General features: G+C 44.1%; 19 protein-coding genes. 8 read left to right on the top strand and 11 right to left on the bottom strand.

Translation table 11 applies throughout. The features are described from left to right. Positions 1-260: 260 nt before the first annotated feature. Positions 261-449, bottom strand: coding sequence for a hypothetical protein (locus DYE48_RS02495; RefSeq protein WP_115822247.1), 189 nt, complete (start codon positions 447-449; stop codon positions 261-263). A 179-nt stretch (positions 450-628) separates the two neighbouring features. Between DYE48_RS02495 and DYE48_RS02490 the strand changes: the two genes are divergently transcribed. Continuing rightward, positions 629-1,267, top strand: a complete 639-nt coding sequence (locus DYE48_RS02490) for a YktB family protein (RefSeq protein ID WP_089652763.1) — start codon at positions 629-631, stop codon at positions 1,265-1,267. 36 nt (positions 1,268-1,303) lie between these two features. Here DYE48_RS02490 and DYE48_RS02485 read toward each other — a convergent pair whose 3' ends face one another. Both DYE48_RS02485 and DYE48_RS02480 read right to left on the bottom strand, forming a co-directional pair. Beyond that, a complete protein-coding gene (locus DYE48_RS02485; RefSeq protein WP_115822246.1) occupies positions 1,304-1,576 on the bottom strand; it encodes a UPF0223 family protein in 273 nt (90 codons plus the stop codon). 12 nt (positions 1,577-1,588) lie between these two features. Continuing rightward, the gene (locus tag DYE48_RS02480; RefSeq protein WP_115822245.1) at positions 1,589-2,548 is read right to left on the bottom strand and encodes an NAD(P)H-dependent flavin oxidoreductase; all 960 of its coding nucleotides are present in this window, start codon (positions 2,546-2,548) and stop codon (positions 1,589-1,591) included. Between the two features lie 124 nt (positions 2,549-2,672). Here DYE48_RS02480 and DYE48_RS02475 point away from each other — a divergent pair, with 124 nt between their 5' ends. After that, complete coding sequence (locus tag DYE48_RS02475) at positions 2,673-4,142, top strand: aminotransferase class I/II-fold pyridoxal phosphate-dependent enzyme (protein WP_115822244.1); 1,470 nt, start codon at positions 2,673-2,675, stop codon at positions 4,140-4,142. Between the two features lie 297 nt (positions 4,143-4,439). Here DYE48_RS02475 and DYE48_RS02465 read toward each other — a convergent pair whose 3' ends face one another. After that, on the bottom strand, positions 4,440-4,553 hold the full coding sequence (locus DYE48_RS02465; protein ID WP_089652758.1) for a GapA-binding peptide SR1P: 114 nt from the start codon (positions 4,551-4,553) through the stop codon (positions 4,440-4,442). A 192-nt stretch (positions 4,554-4,745) separates the two neighbouring features. Further along, the gene (locus DYE48_RS02460) at positions 4,746-5,594 is read right to left on the bottom strand and encodes a polysaccharide deacetylase family protein (protein WP_115822242.1); all 849 of its coding nucleotides are present in this window, start codon (positions 5,592-5,594) and stop codon (positions 4,746-4,748) included. 138 nt (positions 5,595-5,732) lie between these two features. Here DYE48_RS02460 and DYE48_RS02455 point away from each other — a divergent pair, with 138 nt between their 5' ends. From DYE48_RS02455 to DYE48_RS02445, 3 genes are all read left to right on the top strand, one after another. After that, on the top strand, positions 5,733-6,809 hold the full coding sequence (locus DYE48_RS02455) for an FUSC family protein (RefSeq protein ID WP_115822241.1): 1,077 nt from the start codon (positions 5,733-5,735) through the stop codon (positions 6,807-6,809). 38 nt (positions 6,810-6,847) lie between these two features. Then, positions 6,848-8,383 (top strand): glycine betaine uptake BCCT transporter, encoded by a 1,536-nt coding sequence (locus DYE48_RS02450; RefSeq protein WP_115822240.1) that lies wholly within the window; start codon positions 6,848-6,850, stop codon positions 8,381-8,383. 346 nt (positions 8,384-8,729) lie between these two features. Beyond that, entirely contained in the window at positions 8,730-9,104 is a 375-nt protein-coding gene (locus DYE48_RS02445) for a hypothetical protein (protein ID WP_115822239.1), read from the top strand. 239 nt (positions 9,105-9,343) lie between these two features. On the opposite strand, the gene lpdA is transcribed toward DYE48_RS02445, so the two are convergent. The 5 genes from lpdA to DYE48_RS02420 all read right to left on the bottom strand — a co-directional run bounded on the left by lpdA (position 9,344) and on the right by DYE48_RS02420 (position 15,381). Further along, the gene (lpdA, locus tag DYE48_RS02440) at positions 9,344-10,753 is read right to left on the bottom strand and encodes a dihydrolipoyl dehydrogenase (RefSeq protein ID WP_115822238.1); all 1,410 of its coding nucleotides are present in this window, start codon (positions 10,751-10,753) and stop codon (positions 9,344-9,346) included. Positions 10,754-10,756: 3 nt separating this feature from the next. Further along, positions 10,757-12,055 (bottom strand): dihydrolipoamide acetyltransferase family protein, encoded by a 1,299-nt coding sequence (locus DYE48_RS02435; protein ID WP_115822237.1) that lies wholly within the window; start codon positions 12,053-12,055, stop codon positions 10,757-10,759. Positions 12,056-12,083: 28 nt separating this feature from the next. Further along, positions 12,084-13,061: an alpha-ketoacid dehydrogenase subunit beta gene (locus tag DYE48_RS02430; protein ID WP_115822236.1), complete on the bottom strand. Its 978-nt coding sequence runs from the start codon at positions 13,059-13,061 to the stop codon at positions 12,084-12,086. A 3-nt stretch (positions 13,062-13,064) separates the two neighbouring features. After that, on the bottom strand, positions 13,065-14,147 hold the full coding sequence (gene pdhA, locus DYE48_RS02425) for a pyruvate dehydrogenase (acetyl-transferring) E1 component subunit alpha (protein ID WP_089652834.1): 1,083 nt from the start codon (positions 14,145-14,147) through the stop codon (positions 13,065-13,067). Positions 14,148-14,694: 547 nt separating this feature from the next. Continuing rightward, entirely contained in the window at positions 14,695-15,381 is a 687-nt protein-coding gene (locus DYE48_RS02420; protein WP_244199350.1) for a YkyA family protein, read from the bottom strand. A 226-nt stretch (positions 15,382-15,607) separates the two neighbouring features. Between DYE48_RS02420 and def the strand changes: the two genes are divergently transcribed. Beyond that, complete coding sequence (def, locus tag DYE48_RS02415; RefSeq protein WP_115822234.1) at positions 15,608-16,162, top strand: peptide deformylase; 555 nt, start codon at positions 15,608-15,610, stop codon at positions 16,160-16,162. Between the two features lie 490 nt (positions 16,163-16,652). On the opposite strand, the gene DYE48_RS02410 is transcribed toward def, so the two are convergent. After that, positions 16,653-17,429, bottom strand: a complete 777-nt coding sequence (locus tag DYE48_RS02410) for a Cof-type HAD-IIB family hydrolase (RefSeq protein WP_115822233.1) — start codon at positions 17,427-17,429, stop codon at positions 16,653-16,655. 436 nt (positions 17,430-17,865) lie between these two features. Between DYE48_RS02410 and DYE48_RS02405 the strand changes: the two genes are divergently transcribed. After that, complete coding sequence (locus tag DYE48_RS02405; protein ID WP_089652747.1) at positions 17,866-18,075, top strand: DNA-dependent RNA polymerase subunit epsilon; 210 nt, start codon at positions 17,866-17,868, stop codon at positions 18,073-18,075. Between the two features lie 3 nt (positions 18,076-18,078). After that, positions 18,079-19,749, top strand: coding sequence for a ribonuclease J1 (rnjA, locus tag DYE48_RS02400; protein WP_115822232.1), 1,671 nt, complete (start codon positions 18,079-18,081; stop codon positions 19,747-19,749). Positions 19,750-19,773 lie beyond the last annotated feature (24 nt).

The raw sequence follows: 19,773 nt of genomic DNA, 5'->3' as shown, positions 1-19,773 counted from the left end.
GACCGAATGGGGTGGTTGGGAAGCTGCGAGACTCCCGCGGGAATGGATTGGCTGGCGAGACCCCGCAGTGCGAAGCACGAGGAGGCTTGCCGTCATCCCCGCAGGAAAGCGAGTTGCTTCCCAGCCACCCCTAACGCTCAACACGGCAAACGAACCCCGAAAAGTCTCGAAACTGAGTCTTCCACAATTCTGCCATATTCTTTAATAAGCCATCTGGTTAAAAGCATAAAAAAGACGAGCAACTTTAGTGTTGCTCGCTCTTATATGGACCATTCAATCAATTGCTTACGAAGTTCAGAGAGTCTTCTCTTTGTTTTTTCCATTTGTTCGACATCTCCGGCGATCATGGCATCGTGCAAGGTCACCAGTTCGTAATCAATCTCCATACGGATTACCGGGAGCTTCTCTTCAGCTTCTCTTTTACGCAATGCTTCCATGACATGTTTCACTGCTAATTCCTCCCTTTCAAATCCTTACAATATATATATGTGACTTTTGCGACAGAAGTTTCAATTAGATTACTTATATGTAACCCATTTTTACAGAAATCAAACCATGCGAACACATCACTTAGTAACCGCGTTTTCTTGTGGTAAAATAAGGGCGAGAAAATGGAGGAGTTGATCGAATGACGACATTTAGTGGATTTACACAGGAAGACTTTGACGTTTTTTCCATTCCCGGATTAGAAAATAGAATGGAAGCTTTGAGGGATCGCATATCTCCGAAGCTTGAGGCTGTAGCGACAGAACTCGCGGCAGATGTCACTGCGATGACTGGTGACGAAATGTTTGTACACGTTGCGAGACACGCACGCCGGAAAACGAACCCGCCGAATGATACGTGGGCGGCTCTCGCTTCAAATAAACGAGGATACAAGAAGCTTCCCCACTTCCAAATCGGTCTGTGGGAGTCTCATGTATTCATTTGGTTTGCGGTGATCTATGAAAGTCCTATTAAACAGGACTTTGCATATAAACTGGAGCAAAACAAAGATGAAGTGCTTCGTCATATCCCGGAAGACTATGTATGGTCCATCGATCATATGAAGCCTGACAGCATTCCCCAGTCAGACGTAGATGAGGACAAGTTTTTAAGTATGACCGAACGTCTGAAAACGGTGAAAAAAGCAGAGATCTTGTGTGGCAGAAACATTGAACGTGGAGATGCCCGTTTGAAAGATCCGGATGCTTTCATTGAGCTTTGTAAAGAAACGTTCCAAACCCTTGAACCTTTATACCGCTTCACAAAACAACTGGATCAGTAAAGAAAAGGCGCCCCCTGATGGAGCGCCTTTCTTCGTTTACATCTTCACTTTTTCACCTTTACTCAGGCCTTTCGCCTGTTTGACAGCTCTGTAGCAGGAATAGCCGGATTCTTTTTCAAATTGTCCGCACAGCGTTTTTTCTTCACTTTTAGATGGGACGATCTGTTTGAACCGGGTATAGGCGAGCATCAGCTCATCACGGTCGACTCCTTTTTCATAGGCTTGTTCGACCAGGCTGTAAAAATTGACAACATCGATAATTTCTTCTTTAGACCAATAAATTTCATCGATTGGATACGTATAACTCATTATTCTTCCTCCTTACTTGCTCCACCTGTTGCGGATTTCTTCCGCTTCTGTGACGATACGTTTGAACAATTCATCGACCGATGGAACGTCATGGATCCTTGAAGCCACTTGACCAGCCCATCCGAATCCGTAAGCTTGTTTTCCATCATAAATGAACTTTTTATTCGCTTCGCCGTTGATGTAAGATTTTAAGCCTTCATACCCCGCTTGTTCATCTTCCAGTTCCAAAATACGCGCTGTCCAATCATTTTTCAAGGCACGGGCCGGGGCCTTCAAACTCCTTTTGATGACAGTGGTGGATGTTTCGTCTGCTTGAATCAAAGCTTCCAGATAAGCGGGATGGGCGTGCACACACTCTTTGGTGGCGATAAACCGCGTCCCCATTTCCACACCTTCCGCTCCTAAAGCAAGCGCAGCCATCAAACCTCTTCCGTCTCCGATCCCTCCTGAAGCAATGACAGGTATATCCACGGCGTCCACGACTTGTGGCGTCAAGACGAATGTACCGACATCATCGCGCCCGAGGTGTCCACCGCCTTCATGACCGACGACCATAACAGCGTCAGCTCCCAGCTCTTCCGCTTTAACGGCCTGCCGTCTTGCCGCTACAAGTACGAGGGTTTTTATTCCAGTGCCTTTGACAAGCTCAAGGACTGGCGCTGGATTTCCTCCTGTGACAGAGATAACCGGCACCTTTTCTTTCACAGCCACCTGAACCATCTCTTCAAATGGTCGCCCGTGTTGACCAATCGCGAAATTCACTCCAAACGGACGGTTTGTTTTTTCTCTTACGTCATCAATTTCTTCTCTCAGTTGATCGGGACCTTCCATACTCATTGCCGTTACCTGACCGAGCCCGCCAGCGTTTGAAACCGCTGCAGCCAAGTCAGAATAAGCGAGGTGAGCAAGTCCTCCCTGGATAATCGGGTATGTAATGCCTAAAGCTTCTGTGACGCGAGTTTTCCATTCCACATGAATCCCTCCCCTTTTTTTCATTTTAGCATGATTGGAAAAAGGATACACAAAAGACTAGCAAGCGAACGTGGAACCTGCTATAATTCATGTGCTTTTCTAAATTAAAGAGGTGGAAACACAAATGAACCAACATGAAACTCCCTTATTTACAGGGTTAAAAAAACATAGAGACCGAAAGCCGGTCCAATTCCATATTCCAGGGCACAAAGGTGGAAAAGGAATGGATGAAGAATTCCGCTCGTTCATCGGAGAACAAGCCCTTTCCATCGATCTCATCAACATTGAACCACTGGATGACCTGCACCACCCGCAAGGCATGATCAAACAGGCGCAAGACCTCGCTGCAGAAGCCTTCGGTGCAGATTATACATTTTTCTCTGTCCAGGGCACATCTGGTGCGATCATGACGATGATTATGAGTGTTTGTCATCCTGGTGATAAAATCATCGTGCCAAGGAATGTCCATAAATCTGTAACGACAGCGATTATTTTTTCAGGAGCGAAACCCGTCTTTATCCATCCGGAACTTGACGACCGCTTCGGAATCTCTCACGGGATCACTTCAGAGTCTGTGCAAAAGGCTTGTGAAGCACACCCGGATGCAAAGGGACTGCTCGTCATCAATCCGACTTATTTCGGAGTTTCTGCTGATTTGAAAAAGATCGTCAACATTGCCCACCGTTTCGATATCCCTGTGCTTGTCGATGAAGCCCACGGCGTCCACATTCACTTTCATGAGCGACTCCCCCTTTCTGCGATGCAGGCAGGTGCAGATATGGCAGCTACGAGTGTGCATAAGCTCGGTGGGTCCTTAACCCAAAGTTCCGTGTTAAATTTACGTGAAGGGCTCGTCTCTCATGAAAGAGTGCAGTCGATTTTATCCATGCTTCATACAACTTCGACGTCGTACCTTTTACTCGCAAGTCTTGATGCCGCACGGAGACATCTCGCCATTCACGGGTGGGAGTTGATGGAAGAAACCCTTCGCCTCGCAGACCATGCCAGAAGACGTTTGAATGAGATCACCGGCATTTACTGCCCAGGCAGCGAAATATTGACGAGCGATGCTACGGTAGACTTCGATCCTACGAAATTAATCATCTCCGTGAAAAAGCTCGGATTATCAGGCTATGACGTCGAAGTTTGGCTTCGAGAAAAAGCCAACATCGAAGTGGAACTCTCCGATTTGTATAACATTTTATGCATTGTTACCCCTGGCGATCGGGAAGAAGACATCGACGAGCTTGTAACGGCTTTAGAGAAACTTTCTAAAGAGTACTCGGACAAAGAAGAGACAGAAAACATCCGGGTGAAGGTTCCCGACATTCCTGTGCTTGCTCTTTCTCCAAGAGAGGCCTTCTATTCTTCCACAGAAACGATTTTACTGAAAGAAGCTGTCGGAAGAATCAGCGCTGAATTCGTGATGGTCTATCCCCCCGGCATTCCCATTTTCATACCAGGTGAAATTATTACAAGGGAAAACATTGACTACATTCACGATAATGTCGAAGCAGGCCTTCCTGTACAGGGTCCTGAAGATGATACACTTGAAACGATTCAAGTCATTCGTGAACATCGTGCATTCAAATAAAAAAGAAGCCCACGCCGGGCTTCTTTTTTTGTTTCTCCTGCTCTTTGGCGCGACTCGACGGCTCTTTGGCGCGACTCGACGGCTCTTTGGCGCGACTCGACGGCTCTTTGGCGCGACTCGACGGCTCTTTGGCGCGACTCGACGGCTCTTTGGCGCGACTCGACGGCTCTTTGGCGCGAAAGGATTTCCTCAAATCGGAAATCCTTTCGCGAAAAAAAGAACCAGGTCCAATACCTGGTTCTTTCCTTTTATGCTTCCTTCACAGGAAGGATGCCCCCATTTAATAGTGCATACTGTTTATTTATCTTCTGGCTTGTTGCAGGTAGGACAGGTGCTGTAAAGAGTAGAAACCTTCTCATTTTCGTAGTGCTCAATTACCTTCTGACAGTCTTGACATACGATTGTACCCATTCACATCCACTCCCCATATTTGTAATCGTTTTCAACGTAACTTTATTCTAATATGGCACAATCGAAAAATCAAGCCCAAAAGTATAACTTTTTATAAAATGTGTCATACTAATAATTTCTTTACCTACTATTATATGATCAAGAATTCTTTTTAAGCCTAAAAAAAGAACACTCCGAGGAGTGTTCTTTGAATTATGGTGTCTGAATGAGTGTTGGATCTAACAGCTCATAGCCTTTCTCTCGCAGACCATCAGCGATTGGACCCAATGCTTTGTTTGTCCATTCCCGGTCATGCATGAGCAAGTTGGCTCCATTATTTAGCAGCGGTGTGTTGACCATGATGTCAGCAAGTGCTTGAGCATCCTGGTATTCACTTTCCCAATCGTACCCATACGTCCAGTTCATGACGAGCATCCCTTCTTCTTCTGCCAATTGCTTAGAAAAATCAGTGTTCTGTCCAAAAGGGGCACGGAAGAAGATTGGTCGTTCACCAATGATCTCTTCAATTTTGTCATTCAATCCAACGATTTCAACCCTTTGTTCCTCTTCACTCAGCTCGGGTAAGCTTGCATGTGTTTCTGTATGGTTCCCGATTGGAAAGCCCATTTCATGAATCTCTTTCAATTTTTCTTTTTCTTCGGGTGTATCAATGAAATGGCCGTTTACGAAAAAGATCGCAGGTGCATCTTTTTCTTTCAACGTTTCAGCCATTTCCACCGCGTGAGTATCTGGTGCATCATCAATCGTAAGGAGAGCGACTTTTGGATTCGCATCTCCGATCGGCTCGAAGGACCAGTTTCCTGTTAACTCGTATTGAGGTTCAACATTCTTCATCACTTCTGAATCTTGTTCCGCTGGTTCTTCCGTATCTTTTTCTTCTTCATCCGTTTCTTCCGCCTTCTCCTCTTCCTCAACCACTTCTTCTGTCGACTCTTTCTCAGCAGTCGCTTCTTCTGGTTTCTGAACTTCCTCACTGTTCGCTCCTGAGCAGGCAGCAAGCAGGAAAATAAGTACGATCCACGAACTTGTCCATTTTTTCATAGGTGTTCCCTCCACTGTTATGTATTTCCACTTTCTTCATTATAAAAGATAATTCAACATTTTATCTATCGTTTTCGGGTAAAATATTATATAATGTTTTATCGTGGTCTCATGACTTCTTACATATGGGTGATTAAAATGCTACATTCATTGAAAAAATTCAAATTTTTAGGGAGCCGGACGTTAAAAACGGGGATTTCTGTCTTTTTGACTGCATTGATTTGCGGTTTTTTTAATTTACCCATTATATTTGCTGTCATCACAGCTATCGTCACGATTGAACATACAGCTGCAGATTCGATTAAAAAAGCCGCCGTACGTTTTCCTGCCTCGGCCATTGGAGCGTTGCTCGCTACAACCTTTTACGGCCTTTTGGGAAAAGGTGCGTTGACATTCGCTCTTGTAGCTATGGTGACGATCGCCGTCTGTCACAAATTGAAACTGGATGATGGGATTTTAGTTGCCACCATTACAGCAACAGCCATGATTCCAGATTTCCAAGATCAATATGTGGTTTCATTTTTTACGAGATTGGGTACAACCTCCATTGGAATCATCATCTCGACTTTTGTGAATTTTTTCCTTTTGCCTCCCAATTATTCGCCGATGATTTACAAAAACATCAATGGTTTGTATAATCATGCTGGTCTGCTTTTGAAGCGTATAATTTCTGAGGTAACGGCAGAATCTAAAGAGAAAACTCGTGCTATTCAGAGGTCCTACAGGCAATTGACGGCCCATCTGGAAAAGACAAATCAGCTTTCTCAATATCAAAGGGAAGAGTGGAAATATCACCGTCACTCAGAAGAAGAGATGGTCGCTTTTCAACTCTCTCAGCGGAAACTGGCGGCATTTCAACAAATTGCTTATCATCTTGGAAACTTGCAGTACGTTCAAACAAAAGCCTCTGATTTCACAAACGAGGAAAAAGAGCTTTTGCTTGCACTTACGGAGGAGTTCACCCATGTACTCAGTGACCCGACCCACTCGATTAACGAAAACCAGTTCGAGATGGTAAATAAGCTGGATGATGCATTCTGGAAATGGAAAGAAGACCATGTCGTAAAGCAGACAGGTTACCGACACCATTTACCACCGCAGACGATCTTAATTTACGAATTGCTTTGTTTTCACGACGTATTGGAAGAGTTGCAAAATTTGTCGGAGAAACAAGAACAATTGGTGAAAAAATGCTATTTACCAGATCAGTCATAACGTGGTAAAGAAATCTTTTACTAGGAGGGAAGTCAGTAATGAAACAAGTAACAAAAGTATTTTACATTTCGGTAGTTGTCGCATTCTTATTCATTGGCTGGGGAGTCATCCCAGAAAGTATCCTACCGACTTGGAACTTAGAAAATGTAACATCTAACATACAGGGTTTTCTGACTGAAAAATTCGGATGGTTCTACTTATTGTCAGCTACAGGATTCTTAATTTTTGTTATCTTTTTAGTCTTCTCGAAATATGGAAATTTAAAATTAGGAAAACCGGATGATGAACCGGAATATCCTTATATTACATGGTTTGCCATGCTCTTTAGTGCGGGTATGGGTATTGGACTTGTTTTCTGGGGATCTGCAGAACCCCTTTCTCACTTCCATACCCCGCCGATCCCGGGACAAGAGCCTATGAGCGAAGAAGCGGCTCAGTCCGCGATGAAGTACACCTTCTTCCACTGGGGACTTCATCCTTGGGCCTTTTATTCTGTATTGGCTCTGGCCCTTGCTTACTTTAAATTCAGAAAGGATGCTCCTGGTGTCATTAGTGCCGCTCTCACGCCAGTACTGGGCGAAAAGAGAGTAAAAGGTCCGCTGGGTACGCTTATCGACTTCATCGCTGTTTTTGCAACGATCTTCGGTGTAGCGACCTCTCTTGGTTTAGGTGCACTTCAAATATCCAGTGGTCTTGCTTTTACCATTGACGGCTTAGAAGATACGTTCACACTACAGCTTACAATTATTGCTGTCGTAACTGTCCTTTTCATGGTTTCTGCCATGACTGGTTTGAACAAAGGAATTAAATATCTCAGTAACACGAACGTCGTGCTAGCAATCGGCTTAATGGTGTTCATGCTATTCGCAGGACCGACAAACTTTATCATGGATTACTTCACGACATCCTTCGGGTCCTATATCCGTGACCTGCCCTACATGAGCTTTCGTATGACTCCTTTTGCGGAAGATAGTTCATGGGTTCAAAACTGGACCATTTTCTATTGGGCTTGGTGGATTTCCTGGGCTCCATTCGTAGGAACCTTCATCGCACGTGTATCTCGCGGGCGAACGGTTCGTGAATTCATTTTAGGTGTCCTTTTAGTACCGACAATCTTCGGAGCTCTATGGTTCTCAGTATTCGGTGGAACAGCGATTTCACTTGAGTTCTTCAATGGTGTAGATATCTATTCCGATGTTAGTGAGCTTGGTTCAGAAGTTGCTCTCTTCTCTATGATGGAAAATGTACCATTAGGGTCGATCATGTCTTTCGTAGGTCTATTGCTTATTAGTACGTTCTTCGTAACCTCTGCCGATTCTGCTACTTTCGTACTCGGCATGCAGACGACGAACGGAAGCTTGAACCCTAAAAACCAGGTGAAATTCACATGGGGAATCATCCAGGCTGGAGCAGCAGCTGTGCTGTTGTGGCAAGGCGGATTAGGTGCACTCCAAACAGCAGCGATCATCGCCGCCTTCCCGTTCACCTTTATTATGATACTCATCTGCTTCTCCTTGTTTAAGACCTTCCAGGAGGAAGCGAAAATCGTTGACCTTAAGAAGAAAAAGAAATAATGAATCTTATAGGAACCCAGAATTTACTTTCTGGGTTCTTTTTTATTCCCCTAATCAGACTAGCTTGTCCTTATGAATTCATGAAATCCATTCACAGTCCTCTTTCTAATTAAACGTTCCCTTCCCCTTTCTTTATTCCATCAAGTCATTCACGTTCTTTCACAAGCCGTTGCACGCTTTTCTATCGGCGGCTGCCTCGTTACAAATTTCATTATCGGACTTTACAATAGATGTCACAATACAACATGAGACTATCATTTCGATGACAAAACGATAACATCAAAAAAATCCCTTCCATTCCTTGTTACACTGAGTATGGATCAAAGACAAGGGAGTGGGTCGGACCATGATTAATCGTATTATCCTATCTTTCTTAGCTATATTCTTACTCGCTGGATGCCTCCAAAAAGGTGAAACCGTACAAGTACTTACAGCTACACCTGAAAACTATGAATTATACTTATACTCCGAAGCGGATCAGGAAGAGTCCGCACAGGATTACTTAAGTGCCCTTCTCGATTGGAAATTGAAACAGGATGAGGGAGCTGAAATGCAGTTCGAACAAACGGAAAAAAACAAAAATGACCTGAACATCCCTACGGAAGAATTGCCCGTCCTCGTCGTTAAAGAAGAAGGTAAAACGGTAACCACGATCTCAGGGAACAACCCACGTGAAAAAATCTTAATGACATTGGAAAATCATATAGCGATGGTTAGATGAATGCCAAAGCCTCTCATAATTTCATGGGAGGCTTTTTGTACACTTAATAAGGTTTTCTTGTTAGAGGACGGTAATGCTTACTTAGAGGACACTGACTTACCATTAAAGGACATTAAAGCTCAGCTAGAGGGCATTGACTTACCGTTAAAGGACATAAAACTCTAGTTAGGGGACATTAATTTTTTCCCCAACAAAAAAGCCCGACAGACTCATAGGAGCCTGTCGGGCTTTTCATTTCATTATTTAACGATGTGGATCGGTTGATCAATGGCAACTTCAGCTGCTTCCATCGTGATCTCACCTAGTGTCGGGTGAGCGTGGATCGTTAGCGCTAAGTCTTCGGCAGTCATGCCGGATTCGATAGCCAAGCCAAGCTCAGCAATCATGTCACTTGCATTCGCACCAGCGATTTGAGCACCGATGACAAGGCCGTCTTCTTTACGTGTAACGAGCTTCAGGAAGCCGTCACTTTCGTTAAGAGATAGCGCACGTCCGTTTGCTGCAAATGGGAATTTGGACGCTTTGACCTCGTAGCCGGCATCTTTAGCTTCCTGCTCTGTGTAGCCAACAGAAGCTAATTCTGGATCAGAGAATACAACTGCCGGAATTCCAAGGTAGTCGATCTCAGACTTCTCACCAGAGATCGCTTCTGCAGCGATTTTACCTTCATAAGAAGCTTTGTGAGCAAGTGGTGGTCCCTCAACGATATCACCAATCGCATAAATGTTATCAATGCTTGTACGGCACTGTTTATCGATTTCGATGATACCTTTATCTGTCATCTTGATTCCTAGATCCTCAAGACCGATTTCGTCTGTGTTTGGACGACGTCCGACAGTTACAAGTACGTAATCAGCATCGATGGATTTTTCTTCCCCTTTAGCTTCATACTTAACGGTAACGCCATTTTCCGTCTCTTCAACACCTTGAGCCATTGCTTCCGTTACAACGTCTACGCCTTTTTTCTTCAGACGCTTTTTGACGATGGAAGACATTTGCTTCTCGAAACCGCCAAGGATGTCTTTTGTACCTTCCAGGATGGTTACTTGTGTACCGAAGTTTGCATACGCTGTACCAAGCTCAGTACCGATGTAACCGCCGCCGATCACGACCATTTTCTCTGGAATTTCATCCAGGTTCAAAGCACCTGTAGAATCTAGAACACGATCAGAGAATTTGAAAGAAGGAATCTCAATCGGACGAGAACCTGTTGCAATGATGCAATTGTTGAACGTGTACGTTTGAGAATTCTTTTCGTCCATAACACGAACCGTGTTTTTATCTACGAAGTAAACTTCGCCTTTTATGATGTCTACTTTGTTTCCTTTAAGAAGACCTTCAACACCGCCAGTCAGTTTGTTTACAACGCCGCCTTTCCACTCTTGTACTTTAGAAAAGTCGACCGTTGTGTTTTCTGACTTGATTCCCATGTCTTCAGCGCCTTGAGCGTGTTCGTAACGGTGACCGGCTTGGATCAACGCTTTAGAAGGAACACAACCGACGTTCAAACAAACGCCTCCAAGGTTACCTTTGTCGACAATGGTTACATTTTGACCGGATTGTGCAGCACGGATGGCGGCAACATAACCGCCAGGACCCGCACCAACAACTAACGTATCTAGTTCAATTGGGAAATCTCCTACTACCATACTTTACGCCTCCATCATGATTAGTTGTGGATCGTTCAGTAAACGCTTGATGTTGTTCATTGCGTGCTGAGCTGTTGCACCGTCGATGATACGGTGGTCGAAGCTTAGGGAAATCGCAAGAACTGGAGCTACTACAACTTCACCATCGCGTACGATTGGCTTGTCTGCAATACGTCCGATACCAAGGATCGCCACTTCTGGGTGGTTGATGACTGGTGTGAACCACTGACCACCGGCAGATCCGATATTCGTAATTGTAGTGGAAGCACCTTTCATTTCTTCTGATGATAGTTTACCGTCACGAGCTTTCACAGCTAGTTCGTTGATTTCGCTTGAGATTGAGAAGACAGATTTGCGGTCAGCGTCTTTAACGACAGGAACCATCAAGCCTTTCTCTGTATCTGCAGCGATACCAATATTATAATAGTGTTTCTGAATAATTTCATCCGTATTGTCGTCAATTGACGTATTAAGAACAGGATATTTCTTCAGAGTGGACACAAGAGACTTCACGACATATGGAAGATAAGTCAACTTGATGTCTTGTTCAGCCGCAACAGCTTTGAACTTCTTACGGTGAGCAACTAGTTCAGATACATCCACTTCGTCCATCAACGTTACGTGAGGAGCTGTGTGCTTGGAGTTCACCATAGCTTTGGAGATCGCTTTACGGATTCCGCTCATCTTCTCACGAGTTTCAGGGTAAGCTTCACCTGCAGCTGGAGCTGCTTGCTGTGTAGAAGCTGCTTCTTCCTGCTTATCTTCAGCTGGAGCTTCTGTCGCTGCTTCTGCTTGTCCGCCGTTCATGAAGCTTTCAACATCCTCTTTAAGAACGCGGCCGTTTTTGCCGGATCCTTGAACTTTACGGATGTCGACATCGTTATCACGGGCGAATTTACGTACAGAAGGCATCGCTACAACGCGGCGGTCTTCATCAACATCACCATCGTTTGCAGATGCAGCTGGTTGTTCAGCTTTATTTTCTTTGCTTTCTTCTTTCGATGCTTCCTCTTTTTCTTCCTTCGGCTCTTCTTTAGGCTCTTCAGAAGCAGGAGCATCTTCAGAACCATCATCAATGGTGATGATGACTGTACCAACAGTTGTTGTTTCACCTTCATCCACGTGGATGTCTTTGACCGTTCCATCTACTTGGGAAGGGATTTCTACTACTGCTTTATCGTTTTGTACTTCACAAAGTACATCGTCTTCTTTTACTTCGTCGCCAGGCTTGACGAACCACTTCGCAATTTCACCTTCGTGGATACCTTCACCGATATCAGGCAGTTTAAATTCGAATGCCACGGTTATTACCTCCTAGTATTAGAGATGATTAAAAGTTCATAACGTCGTTGACTTTTTCAACGATCGTGTTGTGATTTGGCAACCATACTTCTTCTGCTTGTGTGAATGCATAGACCGTGTCTGGTGCAGATACACGCAATACAGGTGCTTCAAGGTGAAGGATGGCTTTTTCTTGAATTTCAGAAACAACGTTCGCTGCGATACCCGCTTGCTTTTGAGCTTCCTGGACAACTACAGCACGGTTTGTTTTCTTAACAGATTCAAGGATTGTTTCGTAATCGACTGGAGATACAGTACGAAGGTCAATGACTTCTGCACTGATTCCGTCTTTCTCAAGCTCTTCTGCAGCTTTAAGAGAAGAGTGAACCATTGCACCATAAGCAACAAGAGTAACGTCTGTACCTTCGCGCTTAACGGCTGCTTTATCAAGATCTACTGTATATTCTTCTTCTGGCACTTCTTCACGGAAAGAACGGTAAAGTTTCATGTGCTCAAGGAAGATGACTGGATCGTTATTGCGGATGGAAGAGATCAAAAGACCTTTCGCATCGTATGGATTTGATGGGATAACCACACGAAGACCAGGCTGTTGAGCCATTAGACCTTCAAGACTGTCTGCGTGAAGTTCTGGTGTGTGTACACCGCCGCCGAATGGAGAACGAACAGTAATCGGCATTGGACGAGTACCACCAGAGCGGTAACGATAGCGTGCCATTTGACCGCTGATTGCGTCCATGACTTCGTATACGAAACCGAAGAATTGAATTTCAGGTACCGGACGGAAACCTGTAAGAGCAAGCCCGATGGACATACCGCCGATTCCGGACTCAGCTAGTGGTGTATCGAATACACGATCTTCGCCGAATTCTTTTTGAAGACCTTCAGTCGCACGGAAAACTCCGCCGTTCTGACCAACGTCTTCACCAAAAACCAGCACGTTTTCATCATTTTTAAGTTCTGTGCGCATCGCGTCTGTGATGGCTTGGATCATTGTCATTTGTGCCATGATTTACTTCGACTCCTTTTCCTTGTATTCTTCCATCTGCTCTTTCAAGTTTGAAGGAAGTTCCTCATGCATGATACCGATCAGATCAGTAACAGTCTGTTTTGGAGTATTGTCAGCTTCTTTAACCGCTGCTTTAATTTCTTCTTTAGTTTTTTCAATCAGTTCGTTCTCTTCCTCTTCAGACCATAGGCCTTTCGCTTCAAGGAACTTACGGAAACGAACGATTGGATCTTTCTTCTCCCACTCGTTGTCTTCATCTTCCGTACGGTAACGAGTCGGATCGTCTCCGGCCATAGTGTGTGGACCATAACGATAAGTAAGTGTCTCGATCAATGTCGGACCTTCACCGTTCACAGCACGCTCACGAGCATCTTTCGTTGCCGCATACACAGCAAGTACGTCCATACCGTCAACCTGGATGCCTTCGATTCCGGCAGCCACTGCTTTTTGAGCGATTGTTTGTGCTGCAGACTGCTTCTCAACAGGTACAGAAATCGCGAAACGGTTGTTTTGTACGACGAAAATAGCCTGCGCACCGAATGCACCAGCAAAGTTGATACCTTCGTAAAAGTCACCTTGAGATGCACCGCCATCACCTGTGTAAGTGATTGCTACAGCATTTTCACCGCGTTTTTTATAACCAAGACCAACACCAGCTGTCTGCGTGATTTGCGCACCGATGATGATTTGCGGGCTCACTGCGTTCACACCTTCAGGCATTTGGTTTCCTTTATGGTGTCCACGGGAGAATAGGAATGCTTGGTAAAGTGGAAGACCGTGCCAGATCAACTGTGGTACATCACGGTATCCTGGAAGGATGAAATCTTCCTTCTCTAGTGCAAATTGGCTTCCAAGCTGAGATGCTTCCTGTCCAGCAGTTGGAGCATAGAAACCAAGACGTCCTTGGCGGTTAAGCGCGATGGAACGCTGGTCAAGAATACGCGTATAAACCATACGGCGCATAATTTCTTTCAGATCTTCATCAGATAGGTCAGGCATAAAATCTTCGTTTACGATTTCGCCTTCTTCGTTAAGGATTTGAAACATTTCGAACTGATTTTCAATGTTCTCAAGAGTTCGTTTCAAATTCATTCACCCTTTCCTTTCGTATTTTAAAATGGATGCTGTGAGTAGCTTTCCCAATTATGAAAAAAAACTGTACCGATTTGCTCTTTACGTTTTACCCTGAACACTTCTTTATTAATCATGCAGGGACGTTTATAGAAACTGTTACATTCTTCAAGTAAGATTCAATGGTACAATGTCAATCCATTATGTAGTTTAGCTCAAATCGTCATCATTCGTCAATCACTTCGCTACATAATATCTATACATAGTCATAGAGGCTTCTGACAGCAGTCGAAAAATGACTTATTTTGTTATTTCAGAACATAATACTGTATCACCACAAAATTAAGCCTGTATTAATCTTACGTTTTTTCCCCTATACAATCAAATGAATTGTTTAGTATAGAGCCAATTTATAATTCCAGACTTCGGATCCTTCATTATGGAAGAGATGCTGGAGGTGCACCTCCCTCAGTGTTAAAACGGTAGAGATAAACGTTTCACGATCAAATGTCCTCGCTTAAGACAAAAAGCCGTTGACGAATCATCGTCAACGGCTTTTCCATTACTCTTCAGAAGTTGAGGATTCTGCTTGTTCCTCATAGGTTACATCAAGTTCCATCGCTTCATAAAGTTCTTTTTTCAATGTATTATACTCTTCTGTATGTTTGTTGAACGTTTCATTATGTTCAATCACTTCATTATATTTCTGATTGACCTTATCGATTTGTTCTTGAAGTTGTTCTTCTGTTAAATCCTCGTTCTGCATCATTTCATATAGTTTGGCATCCAAGGTCAAAGCTTCGTCATAAGCCTTATATAAGTTTTGATACGAATCATTCCGTGCATCCATCGTTTCGACTAATTGCTCTGCTTTTTCCTTTGCCTCTGCATTCTCTTCGTCCAAGTCTTCAATTAGAGGTTCAATCTTATCGAATTCCTCTTTTGCTGTATCAATGCTTTCTTTTTCAAGCTCAAGCTTTTCTCTGCGCTTTTCTACGATAGATGCCGCCTGCTTGGACTTCTCTTGGATTTCATCAAATTGATCCATGTTCAAATTGATGATTTCTTCATATAATTGTTGTTCTTCTGTCTCAAGATCCACCATCGGCTGCTGCTGTTCGCGGAAAGCATCTTCTAACGTCACCGCTTTTTCAAGATGTTCATAAATCTGTTCTTCTGCTGACTGACCTGTACAGGCAGACAAGAAAGCTGCTACTGCCAGGAGCACCACTAGCTTATGTACTCGCACACCTTTTCCCCCTCGAATTCCGTGAAACATTATTGTAATCTAAACGTATCTACAATAGTATAATAAATGATATCAAATTGAAAGTGCCTTTTTCACATATGTTACCATTGACATGGAGAGGAAAAAGGTCTATTTGAGAGAGCTCTTTATTCCATTCATTATATATACTGAAACCAATGAGTTAGAGCTTTTTTTGAAAATGTATAGTTTGAAAGGATGTTGCTTAATGATTACAATGGACGATATTGTTCGTGAAGGTCACCCCGCTTTGCGTAAAGTGACAGAGGAAGTGCCCCTCCCCCCTTCTGAGGAGGATAAAGAAACGTTAGAAGAAATGGTTCAATATTTGAAGAATAGCCAGGATGAGCAAGTTTGTAACCGGTACGGACTCCGTCCTGGGGTTGGCTTAGCTGCCCCGCAGATCAATGTGAATAAACGGATGCTGGCGGTCCATTTCACTGATATGAAAGATAAGTTATACAGCTATGGCTTATTCAACCCTCGTATTGTCAGTCATTCGGTGGAAAAGACTTACCTTTCTACAGGAGAAGGATGCCTTTCCGTCGATCGCGAAGTGCCTGGGTATGTTCCGCGCTATCGCCGTATTACAGTGAAAGCTACGGACCTTGAAGGAAATGATGTGAAACTGCGCTTGAGAGATTATGCCGCCATCGTGTTTCAGCATGAAATTGATCATCTGCACGGGGTCATGTTCTATGATCACATTGATCAGGAGAATCCTTTCAAAGAGCCTGACAATGCTACACCTGCCGATCGATAATAAACAAAAGCTCCACCGTCGGTGACGGTGGAGCTTTTTTATTCTCTTAACTTCTTCCATAAAAGGTCCCAATATTTGAATACTCTGTTTCGAAATGTTTTCGGGGTTCGTTCGTCTTAATGGAGTCAGGGATGGCTGGGAAACGAACCACTTTTCCAAGTTGGATGGTCTTCCACTATCCCACTATTAGAAGTATAAAGCGCTCTGCATAAGCTTTTACGTTCTGTGGAGCGGTTTATATGATCCACTACCGTTAATAATAAAAGCTGATCTATTAGAAGTGGTTTCGAGAATCTCCCATGGTAAAGGGGCGGAGGGGAATGGCGAGACTCCTGCGGGAAAAAAGTGCAGGGTGAGACCCCGCAGGACGCAGTCCGAGGAGGCTCACCGCGCTCCCGCGGAAAGCGAGCTATTCCCTGTAGCCCCACCCACTCAATTAAAGTCTCGAAACCGATTCTTCAACCAATCCTTTCAGTTAGTTGAAGAAAGGTTACTTCAACAATCCTAGTTCATAAATTGCATGGGAGAGTCCATCTTCTCCAACATCTTTCGTGACGAAATCGCTGACAGCTTTGGTTTCAGGAACGGCATTTCCCATTGCGACTCCTGTTCCTACCTCACGGATCATTTCTATATCATTTAAGCCGTCGCCAAAAGCGTACGTATCTTCCATCTTGAGGCCGGCTGCTTCGATCAGCTTTTTAATTCCTTCTGCTTTTGACCCTCCTTTAGGAAGTACATCACAGGAAACGGGATGCCAACGAATGTAATCGAAGGAATCATAGGCTTCTCTGTACTCTTCGATTTCGTCCCCTTCACAGAATAGAAGGGACTGATAGATATTTCTTCCTTTGAAAAAGGACGCATCAGCACTTGGATGGTCGATATACAGCGTCCCAAGACTCTCCTCTATATGATCGTGATCCGGTACAGAAGCTTTCATTTCTTCATGATTCATAAAGACCATCGGATGGTCGTTCTGCTCTGCGTGCTTGTGAAGACGCGCAAGTTCCGGTTCAGATAATGGGTTTGTGTAAATTTCTTTTCCCTCAAAAACAACATACTGTCCGTTGAAGCTGACAAAGGAATCGATTCCAAGTTCTTCTCTCAACTTCTTATACATGAAAGGAGCACGTCCGGTTGCAATGGCGCAGTAGACCCCTTCACCTTTAAGCGCCTGAATCGCTGCCTTAGTTTTTTCCGGCAGTTTTTTATCGTGATCCAGTAGTGTTCCATCAATATCAAAAAAAGCAATTTTTTTCGTCATTTCCTTGTCCTCCTCGTCGGCCTGCGTACAATTTCTCTTATGTATCATAGCATACCCCACTCTTTGGCTATACTGTAGCATGAGTGGATAGGTTTGAGAAGAAAAACACACGATATATACAAAATCTAATATGTAAATGTTTCATTCTTCCACAAACCGTATTATACTAGAGATAACAGGGATTGGGCGGTTTAACGTTTTTTGTTTTCTTCATTTGGATGAAAGGGGATAGATGCCGATGATGAAGCGTCTACGAAGGAAGCTTAGAAAACGTTGGAAAGATTTCATGAAACGAAAAACATACGCGTAAACCATTGTTTAAGGGTGTACCGAGCACCTGCACATACCATTATCATTCCCATATACGGAACAAACGTGCTATGATGATGGCAGGACAAGAATGTGGAAATTATATCTAGTTAGGAGCGATAGAGAAATGATATTTAAAGTATTATATCAGGAACTTGCGAGCGAAGTTCCTGTCCGTGAGCATACAGAAAGCATGTATGTGGAAGCGGAAACAGAAAGACAAGTTCGTGAAAAATTAAAAAATGAAGGATTCAATATCGAATATATTCAGGTGCTTGATGAGGATCACCTTGAATATGAAAAGCAATCCGAAGATTTCAAAGTGGAGAATTTTTAACTGATGAAATTCGTGAAAAATGACCAGACAGCCGTATTCGCCCTGGGCGGACTCGGTGAGATCGGTAAAAACACGTACGGTGTACAATTCCAAGACGAAATCATCCTCATTGACGCTGGTATCAAATTCCCGGAAGACGAGCTGCTCGGTATCGACTATGTTATTCCGGATTATACCTACCTCGTTCAAAATCAAGACAAAATCAAAGGGCTGTTCATTACGCACGGTCACGAAGACCACATTGGTGGAATTCCTTACCTGCTGCGTGAAATCAACATTCCAATTTATGCGGGTAAACTGGCGCTCGGCCTCATCCGTAATAAGCTGGACGAACACAGTCTGTTGCGGAATGCAAAGCTGAATCCGATTCAGGAAGACGATGTGATTAAATTCCGTAAAACATCCGTCTCCTTCTTCCGTACGACGCACAGTATCCCTGATTCCTACGGAGTTGTGGTAAAAACTCCACCAGGAAACGTCGTACACACAGGAGACTTCAAATTCGACTTTACCCCTGTAGGTGAACCAGCGGATCTTGCTAAGATGGCTGAAATCGGTAAAGAAGGCGTGCTTGCCCTATTATCTGATAGTACCAATGCAGAAGTTCCTGGCTTTACAAAGTCCGAACGAATCGTTGGACAAAGTATCGATGACATCTTTTCGCGTATGGATGATGGTCGATTAATCTTTGCTACCTTCGCTTCAAACATCCACCGTCTTCAACAAGTGGTGGAATCTGCCGTGAAGAAAGGTCGTAAAGTGGCTGTTTTCGGACGCAGTATGGAATCTTCCATCCGAATCGGCCAGGAACTTGGATATATCCGTGCCCCTAAGGATACATTCATTGATGCCCAGCAAATCAACCGACTTCCAGCAAATGAAGTCGTGATCCTTTGTACAGGCTCACAAGGTGAACCAATGGCTGCCCTGTCACGTATCGCCAACGGTACTCACCGTCAAATTCAAATTCAACCAGGCGACACCGTCGTGTTCTCTTCTTCCCCAATCCCTGGAAACACGATCAGTGTCAGCCGTACAATCAATAAACTTTACCGCGCCGGTGCCGATGTCATCCACGGCCCATTGAATGACATCCACACATCCGGTCACGGTAGTCAGGAAGAAATGAAGCTCATGCTTCGTTTGATCCAACCGAAATTCTTTATGCCGATTCACGGGGAGTACCGTATGCTTAAAGAGCACACGAAGCTCAGCCATGATTGTGGCGTCGAGCCTGAGAACTGCTTCGTCATGGATAATGGTGACGTTCTTGCTCTTGGTAAAGAGGAAGCTACTGTCGCAGGTAAAATCCCGTCCGGGTCTGTCTATGTCGATGGAAGCGGAATTGGTGACATCGGTAACATCGTCCTTCGTGACCGACGTATTCTTTCCGAAGAAGGTCTTGTCATCGTCGTCGTAAGCATCAACATGAAAGAATTCAAGATCGCATCAGGTCCTGATATCATCTCCCGTGGATTCGTCTACATGAGAGAATCAGAAGACTTGATCAAAGAAGCACAGAATCTCGTCAGCTCCCATGTTGAAAAAGTAATGGAGCGTCGTACGACTCAGTGGTCTGAGATCAAAAATGAAATCACAGATACCATTGCTCCGTTCTTGTTTGAAAAGACGAAGCGTCGTCCGATGATTCTTCCAATCATTATGGAAGTGTGATCATAAAGAAATCCCCGCTGGAAT

It is taken from the genome of Halobacillus trueperi (genome assembly GCF_003386945.1).
GTDB classification, from domain to species: domain Bacteria; phylum Bacillota; class Bacilli; order Bacillales; family Halobacillaceae; genus Halobacillus; species Halobacillus aidingensis.
The sequence above is the reverse complement of the archived record's forward strand: the minus strand, read 5'-3'. Positions and strand labels throughout refer to the sequence as shown.